The sequence below is a fragment of the Dietzia maris genome (genome assembly GCF_014144855.1).
GTDB classification, from domain to species: domain Bacteria; phylum Actinomycetota; class Actinomycetes; order Mycobacteriales; family Mycobacteriaceae; genus Dietzia; species Dietzia kunjamensis.
This window is the reverse complement of sequence record NZ_JAALDN010000079.1, coordinates 1-14800: the sequence shown is the minus strand read 5'-3', so window position 1 is coordinate 14800 and position 14800 is coordinate 1. Positions and strand designations below refer to the sequence as shown.

Here is a 14800-nt window from a genome sequence, read left to right as displayed (position 1 = left end):
CCGTCCGAGCAGGGCACTCTGCGGTCCCGCGGGCTCGCGGGAGGGCTGCGGATGTTCGTCCGCCCGGCGCTGGACAGGATGCCCGCGACGGACGTCTCGCTCGGCCGCCTGCGTGCGCTGACCTCCGGCGCCGGGCGGGCGGCCGCCCTGGAGAGCACCAACGACTGGTCCGGGGACGGGCCCGTGCCCGGCCTCTGGGTGGGCCGCAAACGCTTCTTCGACTCGGACAAGGTCATTTTCCACATCCACGGGGGTGGCTTCACGTTCGGATCGCCGTGGTCGCACAAGGCCCTGGCGTCGAGGATCGCCAGCGAGACCGGCGTCCCCGTGTTCCTGCCGGACTACCGACTCGCCCCGGAGCACCCGCACCCGGCGGCCACCGAAGACACGATCGCCGGGTGGGAGTGGCTGCTGGAGATGGGCTTCCCGGCCGAGAACATCGTGGTCGCCGGAGATTCCGCGGGGGGCAATCTGGCGATGCAGCTGGTCGCCCACCTCGAGCGGACCGGGGCGGCGATGCCCGCCGGCGTCGTCCTTCTCTCCCCGTGGGTCGACCTGGACTTCACCGACATGACCGCGCGGGACCGGGCGCGCAAGGACCCCTTCCTCGCGCTGGGCCTGGCCGAACTGTGTCGTCGCCAGTACGCACCGGGTGTGGACACGGACGATCCGGCGATCTCCCCGATCAACTACGAGCCCTCGCCCGACTGGCCGCCGTTCCTCATCCAGTGCGGCGGCGAGGAGATCTTCAGCGGGGGGATCGAGAAGATGGCCGAGAACTTCGCCGAGCACGGGGTGCGCCACGAGTTCCAGCTGTGGCCCCACCAGTTCCACGTGTTCCAGGTCTTCCACCCGCTCGTCCCCGAGGCGAAGATCGCGGTGCGGGACATCGGATCGTTCGTGCGCGGCTGCCTGCGGGGCTGAGCCACTCGGGCAGGCCACGCCCGAGGGCGGCAGCCCGCCCCGAGGCCGCCGTCAGACGGTGAGCACCAGGCCCGAGGTGGGCACGCCGGTGCCCGCGGTGACGACGAGCTTCTCGGCGCCGGGGACCTGGTTGACCGAGTCACCGCGGAGCTGACGGACGCCCTCGGCGATGCCGTTCATCCCGTGGATGTAGGCCTCCCCGAGCTGGCCGCCGTGCGTGTTGAGCGGCAGCCGTCCGCCCACCTCGAGCGCGCCGGGCTCGCGGACGAAGTCCTTGGCCTCACCGCGACCGCAGAAGCCCAGCTCCTCGAGCTGCATGAGGACGTACGGGGTGAAGTGGTCGTAGAGCACGGCCATGTCCATGTCGTCGGGGCGCAGGCCGGACTGCGCCCACAGCTGGTCACCGACGATGCCCATCTCCGGCAGTCCCGCGAGCTCGGGGCGGTAGTACGAGGTCATGATGTACTGGTCCGGCCCGGACCCGGACGCCGCCGCCGCGATCGACACCGGCGTGTGCGGCAGGTCGCGGGCCCGCTCGGGCGTGGTCACCACGATCGCCTGACCGCCGTCGGACTCCTGGCAGCAGTCCAGTAGGTGCAGCGGCTCGGCGATGTACCGCGAGTTCTGGTGGTCGGCCAACGTGATCGGCTTGCCGTGGAAGAACGCGGCGGGATTGGCCGCGGCGTGCTTGCGGTCGACCACCGCGACCCGGCCGAAGTCCTCGCTCGTGGCGCCGTACTCGTGCATGTAGCGCTGCGCGACCATGGCCACGAACCCGGCCGGGGTGGACAGGCCGTGCGGGTAGGAGAAGGCGTTGTCCGTGCCGGAGGAGTTGACCTGCTGCACCAGCGCCGAGTTGACCTGGCCGAAGCGCATCCCGGAGCGCTCGTTGAATGCGCGGTAGCAGACCACGACCTCGGCCACGCCGGTCGCCACGGCCATCGCGGCCTGCTGCACGGTCGCGCACGCCGCGCCGCCGCCGTAGTGGATGCGGGAGAAGAAGTTCAGGCTGCCGATCCCGGCGGCCCGGGCCACCGCGATCTCGGTGTTGGTGTCCATGGTGAACGACACCAGGCCGTCGACGTCCGAGGGCTGCAGCCCGGCGTCGGCGACGGCCGCCTGCACGGCCTCGGCGGCCAGCCGCAGCTCGGAGCGGCCGGAGTCCTTGGAGAAGTCGGTCGCGCCGATGCCGACGATCGCCGCCTTGTCTGAGAGAGAGCTCATCAGGCCGGGTCTCCGTTCATGTAGAGGGTCGCCGTGGAGGTGACGTGCGCGCCCAGCGAGTCGGTGCCGACGATCTTCAGCGTGACCAGCCCGTCGTCGTCGACCCCGGTCACCTCGCCGGTGAGGGTGAGGGAGTCGTAGGCGTACCAGGGCACGCCCAGGCGCAGCTTGATGGACGTGATGCGGGCGCGCTGGCCCGCCCAGTCGGTGACGAACCGCTGCACCAGACCGGTGTCGGTGAGGATGTTGACGAAGATGTCCTTGGACCCCTTGGCGTGGGCCAGGTCGCGGTCGTGGTGGACGTCCTGGAAGTCCCGAGTCGCCAGGGCGGACGCCACGATGAACGTCGGTGTGCCCTCGATGGTCAGCTCGGGGAGCCGGTCCCCCACCGCCACGGCGGGCGGGGTGGCCGGACAGACGGTACGGTGCTCGCTCACTTGACGGCCCCTTCGGTCCTTGCGGGTGACCCCGCGGATTCCTGACGGTCGACAGGGCGTGCGCCGGCCGGGCGCCAGGCGTACAGCGTCCACGGCTCGGTGCCGAACGCGGCGTCGGCGGAGGAGTCGCCGGGCATGTCGAGGAACTCCACCTCGACCTCCATGCCGATCCGGACCTCCGCCGGCTCGATGTCGCGCAGCTCGCCGAGCATGCGCACTCCCTCCTCCAGCTCCACCAGCGCGATGACGAACGGGAACCTGGTGCGGCCCGGCACGCGCGGGGCGTGATGGACCACGAAGCTGTACACGGTGCCGCGGCCGGAGGAGACCACGTAGTCGGTCTGCTCGGACTTGTCCTTCCACAGCGCCGGGACGGGCGGGTGCTGCAACGAGCCGTCCTCGCGGGTCTGGATGCGCAGCTCGTGGGCGGCGACGCCGGCCCAGAAGAACTGCGTGTCGTGCGAGACCGACGGGCGCAGGACCTTGCCCACCACCAGGTCGTCGGTGGCCGAGCCGGAGCTGGCCACGATCTGGTCGGCGGGCGCCGGCTCGGGCTCGGCGGGCGCCGGCGCGGGCTCGGCGGGCTTCGCCGCGGGGCGGAACTTGAGGATGCGGAAGTCCATCTCCGCGACGACCTCGTCACCGACGCGCCAGTAGTTGCGGGTGGTGAAGAACCAGCCCTCCCCCAGGCCCGTGGTCTTGGGGCCGACCACGTCCACCAGGACGGACTCGATGGTCACCTCCTCGCCCGGGCGGGTGTATCGGTGGTAGGTGGAGTCGCAGTTGGTCGCGACGACCGAGGTGAAGCCCTCGGCGTCGAGGAGGTCGGTCATCCGACCCAGCGGGTCGTCGGCCTCACGGGTCTTCCCGAGCCCGCGCATGGTCCACACCTGCGCCATGGCCGGCGGTGCGACCGGTCCGCCGTGTCCGGCCGCGCGTGCGGTCTCCTCGGAGGAGTAGATGGGGTTGGTGTCACCGATCGCCTCGGTCCAGTTCCGGATCATCGGCGTGTTGATCGGGTCGCGGCCCGCACGGCGGGCGCTCCCGCCGGCGGCGCGGACCTCCTCGGCGGCGGCGAGGATACGGGCGGCCTGCTCGTCACTCATGGGTACCTTCTCGGTGGATCAGGGGGATGGTCTCTAGCGGGCGGTGCGGGGCATGCCGAGGCCACCCATGCAGGTCAGTTCGCGCATGACCTCGTTGACACCGCCGCCGAAGGTGATCACCACGTTGCGCTTGTTCATCATGTCGAACCAGCGCTGCAGCGCCGCGGTGTCGGGATCGGTGGGGTCGCCGAAACGGCCGAGCAGCTCCTCGACGATCCGGCCGACGTGCTGGATCTCCTCGGTGGAGAACACCTTCGAGGCCGCGGAGTCGCCCATCGACGGGTTCTCGCCCACCGAGGAGACCTTCCAGTTGAGCAGCTCGTTGAGCCGGACGATCGCGAAGATCTCCGCGAGTCCGCGCCGCACCTCGGGCCGGTCCAGGTGGCGGACCCCGTCCGGGCCCGTGCCGCGGGCCCAGGCGGCCAGCTCGTCGTAGTACCCGCCCGGACGCCCGGACGGCGCGAGCATGACGCGCTCGTGGTTGAGCTGGGTGGTGAGCATCTTCCAGCCGCCGTCGACCTCGCCCACCACCATGTCCGCCGGGACGCGCACGTCCGAGTAGTAGGTGGCGTTGACGTGATGGGCGCCGTCGCAGGTGATGATCGGGGTGAACGAGAATCCGGGGTCGGTGGTGTCGACGATGAAGATCGTCAGCCCGCGATGGCGCGAGTCCGGGGTCCCGGTGCGGGCGGCCAACCAGATGTAGTCGGCGTGGTGGCCACCGGTGGTCCACATCTTCTGACCGTTGATGATCCAGTCGCCGGTGGCCTCGTCACGCCTCGCGGTCGTGCGCAGGGCGGCCAGGTCGGTGCCGGCGTCGGGCTCGGAGTAGCCGATCGCGAAGTGGATCGACCCGTCGAGGATGCCGGGCAGGAACTTCGCCTTCTGCGCCTCGCTGCCGTACTTCTGCAGGGTCGGGCCCACGGTCTGCAGCGTCACCGACGGCAGCGGCACGTCCGCACGCGTGGCCTCGTTGGTGAAGATCTGCTGCTCGATGTGGCCGAAGCCCTTGCCGCCGTACTCGGCGGGCCAGCCCACGCCCAGCCAGCCGTCGCGGCCCATGCGCGTGATGATCTCGGCGTAGGTGTCGCCGTGACGGGTGGTGGCGATGTCCGCCGCCTCCTCCGGCGAGATGAGCGTCGAGAAGTACTCGCGCAGCTCGGCCTGCAGTGCGCGCTGTTCGGGCGTGAGGTCGATGAACGCGCCGTCGGCGTCGGCCGGGGTGGCGTCCGCGGCGGGGGCGGCACCGCCCGCCTCGATCCTGTCGACCGGGTCCGCGGCGAGCGCGGCACCGAGCGCGTCGAGGTGCAGCTGCGCGCCGCCGACGAACCGTGCCAGGTCCTTGACCGCCGAGGCGTACCGGAACATCGGGTAGGTGACGTCCACGCCCACGCCGCCGTGCAGGTGGTGCAGGATCTGGACGGCCCGCGGGCCCTCGGCCGCCAGCCAGTAGGCGCCGATCGTGGGGTCGGACTCGTAGCGGTCCCCGGACCCGGCCACCCCCTCGGAGATCCGCCAGGACACCGACTGCGCGATCACGTGGAGCGTCTGCGAGACGATGTACACGTCCGCGAGCTCCTGCTGGACCGCCTGGAACGACCCCAGCGCCTTGCCGAACTGCTGACGTTCCTTGAGGTAGCCGGCCGTCATCTCCAGCGCGCCGCCGACGAGACCGTCCCCGTGCGCGATACAGGCGGACAGGACGAGACGTCGGAACACCTCGAGGACGGGTTCCGATCCCGAGCCGCGCAGCACGTCGTCGTCGTCGACCCCGGTGGCCTCGAACCGCATCGCGTACTCGGGCACCCCCAGGGAGCCGAGGGTGGGCGTCAGGGTGACGCCCGGGGCGTCGGGGGCGACGACGACGAGTGCGGCGCCCCCGGACGTGGACACCGGCACGAGGACCGAACGGGCCTGGGCCGCGTACCGCACCGACGTGGCGGTCCCGGTGAGCTTCCCACCCTCGAGCCGCACGGTGGGCTCGAGCGGCAGTGGGCGTCCGGGCTCGGCGACGGCGGCGGTGAGGATGCGGCCGTCCTCGATGCCCTCGAGAAGCCGGGACTGCTGGTCGGGGGTGCCCAGCGCGACGATCGGCGCCACGCCGAAGCCCAGGGTCTCCAGGACGGGGATCACCACTCCGGCACGGCCGACCTCCTCGAGCACCACCGCGATGTCGGCGGGCGTGAGGTCGTCCCCGCCGAGGGCGGAGGGCAGGCCCAGGGAGAGCAGACCGGACTCGGCGAACGCCGCCCACAGTCGCTCGTCGAAGCCGGCGTCGTCCACGCCGCGGCTGGGTAGCGCGGTGAGCAGTTCCTCGGCCGGGGCGGCCGTCGACAGTGCGCCGGCCACCGCCTCGGCGACGGCAGCCTGGGTCTCGGTACGGGTGAAGTCCACGGGGGTCAGTCCTTAATCGGGAGGGGGTCGGTCACGTGCTCGAACTAGTCCCTGGGCAGGCCGAGGATGCGCTCGCCGACGACGTTGAGCAGGACCTGCTCGGTGCCACCGGCGATCGACAGGCAGCGGACCATGAGGAACTTGCGTCCCTGCTCGGTGAATTCGACGCCGCCGGTGCCGGTGAGCTGCAGACCGAACTCGGCGATGTCCTGACGGTGGCGCACACCCACGATCTTGCGGACCGAGGACTCGGCGCCCGGGCCCGAGCCGGCGAGGCTGCGCAGCGCGGTGCGCAGGTCGAGGAGGTTTCCGACGACGCCGTCGGCGACGTGCTTGCCGAACTCGTCGAGCACGAGCGCGTCGTCGGCCACACCGGCTGCGTTGATCAGCCCGATGATCTCCTCCGCAGCGTCGCCGAGCGACGAGCCGCCGCCCATGGCCACGCGCTCGTTGGCCAGGGTGGTGCGGGCGATCTTCCAGCCGTCGTTGACCGTGCCCACCTGGAACTCGTCGGGGACGAAGAGGTCCTCGAGGTAGACCTCGTTGAACAACGCCTCACCGGTGATCTCGCGCAGGGGTCGCGTGCGGATGCCCTCGGAGCGCATGTCCACGAGGAAGTACGTGATGCCCTTGTGCTTGGGGGCGTCGGAGTCCGTCCGGGCCAGGCACATCGCCCAGTCGGCCTCGCGGGCCAGGGAGGTCCACACCTTCTGTCCGTTGAGCTTCCAGCCGCCGTCGACCTTCTCGGCGGTGGTGCGCAGGGCGGCCAGGTCGGAGCCGGCGCCGGGCTCGGAGAACAGCTGACACCACCTGATCTTCCCGGCCATCGTGTCGCGCACCAGCAGATCGGCGTGCTCGGGGGCGGCCTGCAGGATGGTCGGCACCGCCCAGCCGCCGATCGTGATGTCGTGGCGGGTGACTCCGGCGGCCTCGAGTTCCTCGTCGATGAGCAGCTGCTCGGCCGGGCCCGCGCCCAGGCCCCACGGCTCGGGCAGGTGCGGCATGAACAGGCCCGTGTCGGCGAGGGCACGCTTGCGCTCGTCACCCTCGACCGCCGCGACCGTCGCCACCAACGCGCGGATGTCCTCCCGCTTGGCGTCCAGCCCGTCGATCTCGGACAGGTCGATGTCGAGGTGGCGGCGCCTGCCCGACAGCGTGAGCTCGGCCAGGGATCGCCGCCAGCGGGCGGAGCCGCCGATCGCCTGGCGCAGTGCGCCCGCCCGCCGCATGTAGAAGTGGGCGTCGTGCTCGAAGGTGAAGCCGATGCCGCCGAGGATCTGGATGCAGTCCTGGGAGTTGCGCACGGCGTTGTCGAAGGCCAGCGCCCCGGCGACCGCGGCGGCGACGGGCAGCTCCGAGTCGCCGGCGAGCAGGTCCTCCGCGGCCGCGGCGGCGTCCCACGCCAGCGCACGGACCTGCTCGGTGCGGCACAGCATGTCGGCGGCGAGGTGCTTGATGGACTGGAACGAGCCGATCGTGCGGCCGAACTGCTCGCGGATCTTGGCGTAGTCCACCGCGGTGGCGAGCGTGTAGTCGGCGACGCCCGCGGCCTCGGCGGCGGCCAGGGTGACGAACAGCTGGTGGACGTGTGCGGTGGTGACGCCCTCGAGGACGCGGTCGGCCGGGATCGTCACGCCCTGCAGGCTGACGTGGCCGATCGACGCCGAGATGTCGTACGGGGTCGCCGGGGTGACGGTGAGCCCCGGCGTGCCCGCCTCGAGAAGCGCCCAGCGGGTGGCGCCGTCCACCTCGACGGGCAGCAGCAACCCTCCGCCGGGGGTGCCGCCGTAGGCGACGCCGGGATCACCGGTGATCTCCCCCGACCCGTCCAAGGTCGCGGTGCCGATGCCCAGGCACACCCCGACGGGCAGGCCGCCCTCGGCGATCGTCTCACCCAGCGCGTTGGCGACGGCTCCGCCTGCGCGCGAGACCAGGACACCGGTCAGCGCGGTGGACAGGACCGGGCCGGGCGCCATTTTCGCCGCGGCCTCCTCGAGCATGCACGCCAGGTCGACGATCTCGGCGCCGGCGCCACCGTGCTCCTCCGCGATGGCGACGCCGAACAGCCCCAGCTCGGCGAGTCGGGGCCACACGGCCTTCCAGGCTTCCGGATCCTTCTCCTGAACGCGTACCGTGGCCACGGGATCGGCGGACTTCGCCCAGGCCTTGATCGAGTTCTGGATCTCGGTCTGATCCGGGGTGGTGGCGATACTCACTGCTGGGCTCCTCGGGCGCGACGGGATTTCCGTACTCGGCGCGGGCCCGCTGACCCGCGCGCTCCACGCCATAATAGAACGTGTTCTAGGTATCGTGTTCTAGAATGCACCAGAAGGGTCCCCGACGCACACCCGGGTCCCGCCCCAGCCCGCCGGGATGCCCCGCCGACCCGATCCGACCAGCGCAGAAGGTTTCGCCTCCATGACCAAGAGCTCAGCCGGGACCCGTACCGCCGCCGCGCCGGACCCCGCCGCCCGGAGCGACGAGCCCACCACGTCGTCGCAACGCGAGCGCCGTCGGCGGATCCTGGACGCGACCCTCGCCCTGGCCGCCAAGGGCGGCTACGAGGCCGTGCAGATGCGTGCCGTCGCCGAGAAGGCCGAGGTCGCGGTGGGCACCCTCTACCGGTACTTCCCGTCCAAGGTGCACCTGCTGGTCTCGGCGCTCGCCCGTGAGTTCCGTCGGCTCGACCAGCGCACCGAGCGGTCAGCCCCGCCCGGCGACACCGCGCAGGAGCGGATGAAGGTCGTGGTGGAGATGATCACCAAGTCCATGCAGCGCGACCCGAACCTCACCGAGGCGATGACGCGCGCCTTCATGTTCGCCGACGCCTCCGTGGCCAACGAGGTCGAGGAGGTCGGCTTCTACATGGACCGGATCCTCGGCCGCGCGATGGCCCAGGGCACCCCGGACGAGGTGCAGCTCTCGATCGCCCGGGTCGTCTCCGACGTGTGGATGTCCAACCTCGTGTCGTGGCTGACCCGCAGGTCGTCGGCCGCCGAGGTCGCCACCAGGCTCGGTCTCACCATCGATCTGCTGCTGGGCAGCGACGACTCTCCCCGCCGGGCCCGGATGCACACCGCGATCGGCAACGGCCACGACACAGACTCGGACTCCGACCCCGGCGAGATCGGAGAGGGCAGAGACTCAGCCGTCTGACAACCCGCCCAGAGCGGCACCGCAACCGCTCCCGCGGCTGGCGTCCCGCTCCCGCGCCTGACCGCCAAGACGGCCGCCGCTCCCGAAGATGGCGTCTCGCCTGCCCATCGGGGCACGCGAGACGCCATGTCGAGGGGCGACGGGCCCGGGCGGTTGCGTAGGGGGCGGTCAGGGCACGACGACCGGCGGCACCGTCCGGACCGGCCCGGAGACGTCGGCGATCCACCGCAGCGGGCCCCGGCTCGGATCCCAGCCGGTGAGCAGGTCGGCGACCTTGGCGGTCATCTCGCGGCCCAGGCGGAGGAACGAACTCTCCGGCTGGTCGTCGACCTCCCCGAGGATCAACCACCACGCCCAGGCGACGGCCCCGGCGTTGGCGACGAAGTCCGGCAGCACCGCGATCCCGCGGGCCGTGAGGTCGAGTTCCGCGTCGGCCGTGGTGGCGGCGTTGGCCGCCTCGACCACGATCGGTGCGGTGACCTCGGTGCAGTTGTCCGCGGTGATGGCGTACGAGACGGCGGCGGGCACGAGCACGTCCACGTCCATGCCGAGGATCCGGTCGCGGTCCAGCCGCTGCACCCGGGCGGGGACGGCCGAGCGGTCGATCTCCCCGAAGCGGTCGCGGGTCGCCAGCAGCGCCGGGACGTCGAGTCCCGCCGGGTCGTAGAGGGTGCCGGCGGCGTCGGCCAGTGCGACGACGCGCATGCCGGCCTCGTGGAGGTACCACGCGGCGCCGCCCCCCATCGTGCCCACGCCCTGGACGGCCACCGAGGTGCGCTCGATGTCCCAGCCCCGGACGTACGCCGCCGCGAGGCACGCCTGCGCGACCCCGTAGCCACCGATCACATCGCCGAGCAGCCCGCCCGGAACCCCGGCGTTCAGCCCGCGGAAGATCCGGTCGGCGGTGGCGGCGGGATCGGCCGACCGCTCGATCGCCGCGTGATAGGACTGCCGCATCCCCAGTCGGGCGAACACCTCGTCGATCAGGTGCTGCGGGACGCCCAGATCCTCGGCGGTGACCCAGTGTCGGTCGAGGAACGGCCGCATGGCCTCGCAGAACCGGCCGAGCACGTCGATGGCGCGGGGGTCCTTGGGGTCGAAGTCGATGCCGCCCTTGGCCCCGCCGATGGGCAGGTCGAACGCCGCCGTCTTGCGGGTCATTCCGCGGGCCAGGTCCTCGACCTCGCGGAGAGTGCACCCGGCGCGCATACGGGTCCCGCCGGTGGCCAGACCGCCGACGAGGGTGTCGACCACGAGGTAACCCCGCGCCCCGGTCTCGTCGTCCTCCCAGTGCAGTCGCAGGTAGGGCTCACGGCTCGATCGGCTCGCGCTCTCCGGAGCGGCGGGCACGGTCTGGGGGGCTGACCCGGTATGACCGGTGGTGCCCGGGATCTCGATGGACGTCATGGTGCTCGCCTCCTCGGCGACCTCGTCCGCCGGCGGGTCCGGCGGGGATGTCCCCAGCATGCGAGCATGCGTCCCGGGGGTCCAGCGAGACTTCGTGGACCTGACCGTTCACTTTTCCTGCACGATGCGGCCGCGCGCTCCTACGCTCGGGGAATGGAGCCGTCACTGCACCGGCTACGGCTGCTCGCCGAGTTGGAGCGCCGCAGCACCGTCACCGCGGTCGCGGCCGCGCTGGGGTACACCGTCTCGGCCGTGTCGCAGCAACTCTCGTTGCTCGAGCGGGAGGCGGGGACCCCGCTGTTCGAGAAGCGGGGTCGCGGGCTCGCGCTGACCGAGGCGGGGCTCATACTGGCCGGGCACGCGCGGACGATCCTGTCCGCCGTGGAGGACGCCGGTCACGCCATGGAATCGGCCCGTGCGGGCGTCGGCACGAACCTCACCGCCGGGGTGTGGGCGTCGGTGGCCGTCACGCTGCTGCCCGCCGGGATGCGGATCCTGGCGCGCGACCACCCGGGCATCGTGGTGCGGACCCGGGAGCTCGCCCCGGAGGACACCACCGGCGCGGTCCGGGACGGCTCGCTCGATCTGTCGTTCGTGCTGGACTACTCCAGCTACGTGATGGCGGACGTGACCGACCTGGTGCGGGTGCCCATCGCGAGGGAGTCTCTGCACGCGGTCGTCCCCCGCGGCTTCGTGGACTCGACCCGACTGTCGCTGGCCGACCTCTCCGGGGCGCCGTGGGTCGTCGCGCACCCGCGGTCGCACTTCGGTCGCGCGGTGCGGATCGCCTGTCGCGAGGCGGGGTTCGAACCCGACGTGCGGCACGAGGCGGGCGAGCAGTCCACGGCGCTGTCCCTGGTCGCCGCGGGCCTCGGGGTCACCCTGGCCTCCGACCTCGGGCTGAGCACCTTCGGCGCGGACGTGGAGGTGATTCCCCTGACCGACGAGCTCACCAGGACGGTGTCGATCACCTATCGCCGTCGGGACGCCCGGCGGCGACCACTGCAGGCGTTCGTCGAGGCGTTCACCGACGGCGCGCGCGAGGTCGGCCTGGACCCCGCCTGACTCCGGCGCACCGATGCCGGGTCCCGCACCCGCGGGGCCCGGCACCGGTGTCCGGCTCAGGGCCGGCGCGCGAGGAAGTCCGGCCGCGGCGGGGTGCCCGCGAACGGCTCGGTCAACTCGTTCTCGACACTGTTGAACACGATGAACACGTTCGCCCGGGGCAGCGGCGTGATGTTGCCGCCCGAGGCGTGCAGGGCGTTGCAGTCGAACATCGTCATCGATCCCGCCCCGCCCGTGAGCACGTCGAGACCGTGGCGCTCGTACATCTCGGAGATGTGCTCCTCGGACGGGACGCCGATCTTCGGCGACGTCGAGACGAGCGATTCCTTGTAGTAGTTCTCCGGAGTCTCACCCGCGCACTGCACGTAGTACTTGTGCGTGCCCGGCATGATCATCAGGGGCCCGTTGTAGGTCTCGTTGGGTGTGAGCGCCAGGGAGGCGCTGCACGCACGCGGCCGGGGCATGCCGTCCTCGGCGTGCCAGGTCTCGAAGTCCGAGTGCCAGTAGAAGGCGCCTCCGGCGAAACCGGGCTTGTAGTTGAGCCGGCTCTGGTGGACGTAGACGTCCGAGCCCAGGATCTGCCGGGCCAGGTCGATCGCGCCGGATCGCTCGACCGCCTCCCACACGACCTCACTCAGGTCGTGGACGTCGAAGATCGAACGAACGGCCTCGCTGCCGGCCTCGCGGATGATCCGGGGATCGCCGGCCATCCGCGGATCCGATCCGATGCGGTCGATCTCGGCCAGGCAGCCGTCGATCCGCTGCCGGTCGAGAGCGCCCTCACGCTGGACATAACCTCGCTCGCCGAACTGGAGGACCTCGGGATCCTCGCTGCGTCCCCACAGGACGGGGTCACGGCGCTCGACGATCTCCGGTCGCCCGCTCACGCGGGACTGGTAGTCATCTACGGCAATGGTCACCTACGACTCCTTTCTCTCCTCAGCCTGAAAACCCCGGCTGACTCGGGAAAAGCGAGGGGTGCCACCCCTCGCGGAGCCGACCGTATCCGTCGAGATGACCACGGACAACCGCTCAGCCGCTGACGTATCCTCGACCTTTATCCACAATCGGGCCGGGGGTCCCGCCGCCGACCCACGTGCGCAGGTGGTCGAGGAACTGCCCGGACAGTGTGTCCCGCCACCCCACGACGTCGCCGGACATGTGGGGACTGATGTGCGCGCCGTCGAGGGTCCAGAGCACGTCACCGTCGGGGAGGGGTTCGACGACGAGGACGTCCAGGTGCGCCGAGAGCCTGCCCGTCCCGATCTCGCGCGTGAGGGCCTCCTGATCGACCAGCTCTCCGCGACCGACGTTCACCACGTGGGCGCCGTCGGGCAGGGCGGCCAGTTCCGCGGGGCCGAGCAGCCCCCGGGTCGCGTCGGTCAGCGGCGCCACCATGACGAGATGGTCCACGTCGCCGAGATGCTCGGACAGGTGCGCGGAATCCAGGACGCGGCCGAAGTCCTCGTCGTCGTCGCGCGGTCGACGTCCGGCCCCGCTGACGTCGAGCCCGACCGCCCGCAGTAGCCGCGCGGTGGCCCGTCCGATACCGCCGGTGCCCACCACCAGGGCGCGCCGGCCGGCCACCCGGGTGGTCTCGCGGTGGCGCCACCGACCCGCGCGCTGCAGCGCCTCGGTCTCGTGGAGCCGTTTGTCGTGGGCCAGGACGCAGGCCAGGACGTACTCGGCGATCGGCCCGTCGAAGACCCCGCGGGCGTTGGTGACCAGCACGTCGGAGTCGCGCAGCTCGTCGAAGAGGAGCTTGTCCACCCCGGCGGCGGCCACGTGGACCCACCGCAGCGCGTCGGCGGCGTGCCAGGCGGAGGCCAGGGCGTCGGAGAAGATGTCCCACACCAGCAGGATCTCGGCCCCGGGCAGAGCCTGCGCGAGGGTGTCGGCCGTGCACTCGCGCACGTCGGCGAGCTCGCGGATCAGCGCGAGGGTGGTGGGGGGCTCGACGCCGTCCGCGGTGAGGACGACGACGGTCGGCCGGGTGCCCGGGTCGTGGTTGCCCGGGTCGCGGTGCGGCTGCGTCATGGCCCCACCGTAACGCGCCGGCCCTCACGCGAACCAGGATCGTCGGATTGTTGACAATCGACCGTGGCGCGCCACACACTGGCACCCATGACCGCGCACCTGTCGCCCCATCTCAAGCAGGCCACGCCCGTCGTGGTGGACCACGCCCTCGGCTCGTGGATCCACGGCACCGACGGCCGCGACTACCTGGACTTCACGACCGGCATCGGCGTGACCAGCACCGGCCACTGCCACCCCGCCGTGGTCGCCGCGGCACGCGAGCAGTGCGGGAAGATCATCCACGCGCAGTACACGACCGTCATGCACCAGCCGCTGTTGGAGCTCACCGAGAAGCTGGGCGAGCACCTGCCCGAGGGGATCGACTCGGTCTTCTACGCCAACTCCGGATCCGAGGCAGTCGAGGCCGCGGTCCGGCTGGCCCGCATGGCCACCGGCCGGCCCAACATCGTCACCGTCCAGGGCGGCTTCCACGGCCGCACCGTCGCCGCCGCCAGCCTCACCACCGCGGGCACCCGCTTCTCCGCCGGGTTCTCCCCGCTCATGGGTGGAGTCGTGATGACCCCGTTCCCGCACGCCCTGCGCCACGGGTGGACGGAGGACGACGCGATCGACTTCGCGCTGGCCGAGCTCGACTACCTCATGGCCACCCGGGTCGACGCCCGCGAGATCGCGGCCTTCCTCATCGAACCCGTGCTGGGCGACGGCGGGTACATGGCCACTCCCCCGCGCTACCTGGAGGGACTGCGCGAGCGCGCCGACCGGACCGGCGCGCTGCTGATCCTCGACGAGGTCCAGGCCGGCATCGGGCGCACCGGCCGGTTCTGGGGTCACCAGCACACCGACGGGCTCGTGCCGGACATCATCATCACCGCCAAGGGCATCGCCTCGGGCTTCCCCATCTCCGCGATCGCCGCACCCTCCGCCCTCATGGCCAAGGCCTGGCCGGGGTCGCAGGGCGGCACCTACGGCGGCAACGCGGTCGCCGCGGCGGCCGGGGTCGCCACCCTCGGCGTGGTCGAGCGCGAAGGCCTGGTGGACAACGCCGCCGCC

At 71.7% G+C, this 14800-nt stretch carries 12 protein-coding genes and 1 pseudogene; 4 read left to right on the top strand and 9 right to left on the bottom strand.

Annotated elements, in window-relative coordinates; all coding sequences use genetic code 11:
* Positions 1-924 (top strand): alpha/beta hydrolase (locus G6024_RS03040; RefSeq protein WP_159147968.1); only part of this gene is annotated, 924 nt, incomplete at its 5' end.
* A 51-nt stretch (positions 925-975) separates the two neighbouring features.
* Here the strand turns inward: G6024_RS03040 and G6024_RS03035 are convergent.
* The 6 genes and pseudogenes from G6024_RS03035 to G6024_RS03015 all read right to left on the bottom strand — a co-directional run bounded on the left by G6024_RS03035 (position 976) and on the right by G6024_RS03015 (position 8301).
* Positions 976-2148, bottom strand: coding sequence for a lipid-transfer protein (locus G6024_RS03035; RefSeq protein ID WP_119192641.1), 1173 nt, complete (start codon positions 2146-2148; stop codon positions 976-978).
* Entirely contained in the window at positions 2148-2585 is a 438-nt protein-coding gene (locus G6024_RS03030; RefSeq protein ID WP_132062703.1) for a MaoC family dehydratase, read from the bottom strand. Before G6024_RS03030 ends, G6024_RS03035 begins: the two co-directional genes overlap by 1 nt.
* Positions 2582-3691, bottom strand: coding sequence for a bifunctional MaoC family dehydratase N-terminal/OB-fold nucleic acid binding domain-containing protein (locus G6024_RS03025; protein ID WP_159147966.1), 1110 nt, complete (start codon positions 3689-3691; stop codon positions 2582-2584). Before G6024_RS03025 ends, G6024_RS03030 begins: the two co-directional genes overlap by 4 nt.
* A 33-nt stretch (positions 3692-3724) precedes the next feature.
* The gene (locus G6024_RS17025) at positions 3725-4888 is read right to left on the bottom strand and encodes an acyl-CoA dehydrogenase family protein (RefSeq protein WP_307872397.1); all 1164 of its coding nucleotides are present in this window, start codon (positions 4886-4888) and stop codon (positions 3725-3727) included.
* 108 nt (positions 4889-4996) lie between these two features.
* Positions 4997-5974: pseudogene (locus G6024_RS17020) on the bottom strand (acyl-CoA dehydrogenase family protein); the annotation flags it as partial.
* A 155-nt stretch (positions 5975-6129) separates the two neighbouring features.
* Positions 6130-8301, bottom strand: a complete 2172-nt coding sequence (locus tag G6024_RS03015; RefSeq protein WP_159147962.1) for an acyl-CoA dehydrogenase family protein — start codon at positions 8299-8301, stop codon at positions 6130-6132.
* A 202-nt stretch (positions 8302-8503) separates the two neighbouring features.
* Between G6024_RS03015 and kstR the strand changes: the two genes are divergently transcribed.
* The gene (kstR, locus tag G6024_RS03010) at positions 8504-9241 is read left to right on the top strand and encodes a cholesterol catabolism transcriptional regulator KstR (protein WP_159147960.1); all 738 of its coding nucleotides are present in this window, start codon (positions 8504-8506) and stop codon (positions 9239-9241) included.
* Between the two features lie 168 nt (positions 9242-9409).
* Here the strand turns inward: kstR and G6024_RS03005 are convergent, their stop codons facing one another.
* The gene (locus tag G6024_RS03005; RefSeq protein WP_159147952.1) at positions 9410-10648 is read right to left on the bottom strand and encodes a Glu/Leu/Phe/Val dehydrogenase dimerization domain-containing protein; all 1239 of its coding nucleotides are present in this window, start codon (positions 10646-10648) and stop codon (positions 9410-9412) included.
* A gap of 153 nt (positions 10649-10801) precedes the next feature.
* On the opposite strand from G6024_RS03005, the gene G6024_RS03000 reads away from it, so the two are divergent.
* Positions 10802-11713, top strand: a complete 912-nt coding sequence (locus tag G6024_RS03000) for a LysR family transcriptional regulator (RefSeq protein ID WP_067711690.1) — start codon at positions 10802-10804, stop codon at positions 11711-11713.
* 56 nt (positions 11714-11769) lie between these two features.
* Here the strand turns inward: G6024_RS03000 and thpD are convergent, their stop codons facing one another.
* Together thpD and G6024_RS02990 are read right to left on the bottom strand one after the other, a co-directional pair.
* A complete protein-coding gene (thpD, locus tag G6024_RS02995; RefSeq protein ID WP_159147950.1) occupies positions 11770-12633 on the bottom strand; it encodes an ectoine hydroxylase in 864 nt (287 codons plus the stop codon).
* A 112-nt stretch (positions 12634-12745) separates the two neighbouring features.
* Positions 12746-13750: a D-2-hydroxyacid dehydrogenase gene (locus tag G6024_RS02990; RefSeq protein WP_096906083.1), complete on the bottom strand. Its 1005-nt coding sequence runs from the start codon at positions 13748-13750 to the stop codon at positions 12746-12748.
* An 87-nt stretch (positions 13751-13837) separates the two neighbouring features.
* Here G6024_RS02990 and G6024_RS02985 point away from each other — a divergent pair.
* A partial coding sequence (locus G6024_RS02985) for an aspartate aminotransferase family protein (protein WP_159147948.1) occupies positions 13838-14800 on the top strand: 963 nt, incomplete at its 3' end.

Excerpts from the sequence above, each read along its gene's own strand:
- G6024_RS03035 (WP_119192641.1), bottom strand. The coding sequence starts at position 2,148 with ATGAGCTCTCTCTCAGACAAGGCGGCGATCGTCGGCATCGGCGCGACC.
- G6024_RS03025 (WP_159147966.1), bottom strand. The coding sequence starts at position 3,691 with ATGAGTGACGAGCAGGCCGCCCGTATCCTCGCCGCCGCCGAGGAGGTC.
- kstR (WP_159147960.1), top strand. The coding sequence starts at position 8,504 with ATGACCAAGAGCTCAGCCGGGACCCGTACCGCCGCCGCGCCGGACCCC.
- G6024_RS03005 (WP_159147952.1), bottom strand. The coding sequence starts at position 10,648 with ATGACGTCCATCGAGATCCCGGGCACCACCGGTCATACCGGGTCAGCC.
- G6024_RS03000 (WP_067711690.1), top strand. The coding sequence starts at position 10,802 with ATGGAGCCGTCACTGCACCGGCTACGGCTGCTCGCCGAGTTGGAGCGC.
- G6024_RS02990 (WP_096906083.1), bottom strand. The coding sequence starts at position 13,750 with ATGACGCAGCCGCACCGCGACCCGGGCAACCACGACCCGGGCACCCGG.